A 4012-nucleotide genomic window follows, 5' to 3' on the forward strand; every position below is an offset into this window, starting at 1 on the left:
TTTGTTGTCTGTACTTAGGACGAATATCCTTTTCGTTTATTGAAGCTTAGTAAACCTGACTTGTCAATTACTTGACGGTTCGTTTCTTTTACCCAGTCAACTTTCTTATTTCTAAGAAGTTAACCGCTTCTTGTACTACTTGTCTGTTTATGTAAAATCTTTCAAAGAACTCTTTCTTTATGTTGCTAAGAGAAAGTGTATTTCTCAAAAGCGAGTGCAAAAGTACTAACTATTTTTCATTCCACCAAATGTTTTGAGGAAAAAGTTTCGAAAAACGCCACTTTTTAACAGTCGCAAACACTTAAACAAACTATTAGATACTCAGCACCTTATAATATACATGCGCACACTGGGGCGCGCATACATACGCACATATGCGCACGCTCTCGCGCGCGCATATTATATATTGTATTCAAATATTTTTGCTTATTTTTTAAGGGTAAACTCAAACTTGAGACCGCCTTCCGGCAAATTACTTACCCGAATAGTACCTCCATGCAGGAGAACGGCATTCTTTACAATGGCAAGTCCGAGACCAGTACCACCCATTTTGCGGCTACGCCCCTTATCCACCCGATAAAAGCGCTCAAACAAACGGGCCAGATGCTCCGGTGGTACTCCCTGACCATTATCCTGGAAAATGAAATGCCATTTATTTCCCTGTTCCTTCGCCTCCAAGGTCATCTTGCGCCCCTCTCCAGCATAAGCAATGGCATTATCTGTAAGATTGCGGAAAATACTATATATCAGACTTCGGTTTCCCTTCACCACGATATGTTCCGGCATCCGGTTATCAAAAGTCATTTTCCTTTCCTGTCGAGCCAACGCTGTCTCACGGGTAATATCAGCTACCATCTGGGTAATATCTACCGCTTCAAAATCTATCATATCAGAACCATCATCCAAACGGTTAAGCGTAGAGATGTCGTGAAGCAAGGAGGTCAACCGCTCACTTTGGGCAAAGCAGCGTTGCAGGAATTGCGCCTTGGTCGCCTCATTGATATGCGGGTTATCCAGAATCGTTTCCAGATATCCCTGAATACTAGCCACAGGAGTTTTCAACTCATGAGCGATATTCTGAGTAAGTTGTCTTTTCAGGATATCCTGTTCTTTTCGGGTAGTCTGCACGCGCTTATACATCTTGATGATTCTTTCAGCAATTTCTCCCAATTCATCCCCCGGGAAGCTTGCCAAATCTTCTACCTCCAGGCTTTCATTGTGATCTGCCTTATAGGCAAATATACGGAGTTTGGAAATATTACTTCCCAGACGACTGGTGAAACGATAGAGCACAAGCGTAAGAATGATGACGGCAACAAGAGCAAACCAGATATAATGCTGATCAGCCTGAAGCGACTTTGCCAAATCATCGTTATATGGCAACGCAGTACGCACAACTAGCTGACTTTTAGGAAAATAGGATGCCACATAGAAATAATCGTGCTTGAGGGTAGAAGACTGGCGTTCTACACTGGTTCCCATTCCATCCTGAAGTGCCTCCGCAATCTCCGCTCTTTTTGCATGATTGGAAAACTTGCGAAAATCCTTACCCATATTATCATAGATAACCTTACCATCAGGCTTGATAAGAGTCACTCTCAAGTCTTTACTTTCGTGTTCCTGAACAAAATCCTCAAGTTTAGCCTCAGCTACCCTGACACTATCCACCAGATTCACCGTATCCGACAATAGAATACCATTTGAAGAAGATAGAGCGAGATCCTCCACCAGCAACTCGTTATAGTTGGCAAGTTTCAAGGTAAGGGTACTAATCTTATACTGCTTCTCTCGTGTTTGCTGAAACACGATAAAGCTGACAGCGAACACTAGGAACACCGCCAGCACACTAAAGTACAATTTTCTACCTACAGTATTTGTTTTAAGCATTGAACTTTAAAAACTGAACATTAAACTTCACAATTATCTGTAAATCAAAGTCAAACCAATCAGGCATCGAAATAATATCCGAAGCCGAGACGAGTCACGATGCACTTTGCAAATCGTCCTACTTTTTTACGCATACGGGTAATGTTCACATCCACGGTACGATCGAGCACCATCACATCCTTAGGCCACACCCTGTCTATCAATTCCTGACGGGAGAATACCCTACCCTTTTCCTCCAATAAAAGATGGAGCAATTCAAACTCAGTCTTGGTAAAAGGAACAGCTTCGCCATCAATGCTAACCGTTTTCTTATCAAGATCCAGCACCAGCCCCTGATAGCCAATCACCTTAGGTTCATCAGCACTACCATTCTGTTCTGCGGTACGGCGCAATACGGCACGAATGCGTACCATCACCTCACGGATGGAGAATGGCTTGGAAATATAATCATCAGCACCCAGGTTGAATCCCGTCAAAGTATCATTCTCCGTATCCCGAGCGGTAAGGAAAATGATTGGCACATGGGCAGTCATCGGGTTCTCCTTCAACTTCTTAGCCAGTTGGAATCCACTCATACCTCCCATCATCACATCCAGCAGCAACAGATCATAGGATGCAATATCCATTTCCAAAGCCTCTTCGGCAGAATTGGCTGTATCCACATGATATCCTTCTATTTGGATATTGAAACTCAAGATTTCACACAAATCCTGTTCATCATCAACAACAAGAATTCTTTTATCCGCCTTTTCCATAATCTATTTTTTATAAATTCGTAATTATGGTGCAAAAATACATTTTTTATCTCGTAATAAGCGTTACATCAGATTACAATTTTGTAACAACAATGTGTTTTTTACAAAAAAATGATAAAGCACAGTATAATATTACACTTTTTAACTCAGTGTAATTATATTGGCTACACCATATAACTAAACAAATCGCTTTTCTAACAAATAAAACCCTGCAATACTTCTATATAAATGAGAAGTACTGCAGGGCTTTTTTATCTTTCTAAAGAAGAGAGAGGACTATGCCAATCTCTTCTCCAGGCGCTCACGGATAGCAGCGATGAAGCCGGCTGAGTTGACAGGCTTAGCCTCAACACCTTCCATCAGGTTGACGAGATCCTTGGTAGCGATACCATCATTCAAGGTATCGAAGCAAGCAGCCTCCAGCTGGTCGCCGAAGTTCTGGAGATCCTGAAGTCCATCCATCTCACCACGCTTTCTCAAGGCTCCACTCCATGCAAAGATGGTTGCCATTGGGTTGGTAGAGGTATCCTCACCCTTCAGATAGCGATAGTAGTGACGGGTAACGGTACCATGCGCAGCCTCATACTCATACTTTCCTTCTGGAGAGACCAATACAGAGGTCATCATAGCCAGAGAACCGAAAGCAGTACTGAGCATATCGCTCATCACATCACCATCATAGTTCTTGCATGCCCAGATGAATCCACCCTTGCTACGGATTACACGAGCCACCGCATCATCAATCAATGTATAGAAGTATTCGATGCCGAGTTCAGCAAACTTCTCCTTGTAGTCACTCTCGTAAACCTCTTCGAAGATCTTACGGAACTGCGCATCGTAAGTCTTTGAGATGGTATCCTTGGTAGCAAACCAGAGATCCTGTTTGGTATCGATGGCAAACTTGAAGCAGCTGTGAGCAAAGCTGCGGATGCTCTTGTCGGTATTGTGCATACCCTGGATAACGCCTGCACCATCGAAGTTGTGGATTTCCACCTCCTGCTTCTTTCCGCTCTTACCCTCAAACACGAGTTTGGCTACTCCCGGTTCATCGGCACGGATTTCCACACTCTTATATACATCTCCGTAAGCATGACGGGCAATGGTGATAGGCTTCTCCCAATTCTTCACACAAGGGTGGATGCTTGGGATGGTGATAGGTGCACGGAACACAGTACCATCATAATACTACGGATTGTACCATTAGGGCTCTTCCACATCTTATGAAGCTTATACTCATCCATACGCTGTGCATTAGGAGTGATGGTAGCACACTTTACTGCTACACCATATTTCTTGGCAGCCTCAGCAGAGCGATGGTCACCTGGTCATTGGTCTGGTCACGATAAGGCAGACCCAGATCATAATACTCA

At 43.3% G+C, this 4012-nt stretch carries 2 protein-coding genes and 1 pseudogene; all 3 read right to left on the minus strand.

The genetic code is table 11. From position 1 onward, the window contains the following. Positions 1-426 precede the first annotated feature (426 nt). The gene (locus DW830_RS15130; protein WP_119250466.1) at positions 427-1887 is read right to left on the minus strand and encodes a sensor histidine kinase; all 1461 of its coding nucleotides are present in this window, start codon (positions 1885-1887) and stop codon (positions 427-429) included. Positions 1888-1946: 59 nt separating this feature from the next. Then, complete coding sequence (locus DW830_RS15135) at positions 1947-2642, minus strand: response regulator transcription factor (RefSeq protein WP_089545202.1); 696 nt, start codon at positions 2640-2642, stop codon at positions 1947-1949. A gap of 276 nt (positions 2643-2918) precedes the next feature. Beyond that, positions 2919-4012: pseudogene (locus tag DW830_RS15140) on the minus strand (NADP-dependent isocitrate dehydrogenase); the annotation flags it as partial.

Origin of the sequence: Prevotella sp. AM34-19LB (assembly GCF_003468525.1) — a bacterium.
Taxonomy (GTDB): Bacteria; Bacteroidota; Bacteroidia; order Bacteroidales; family Bacteroidaceae; genus Prevotella.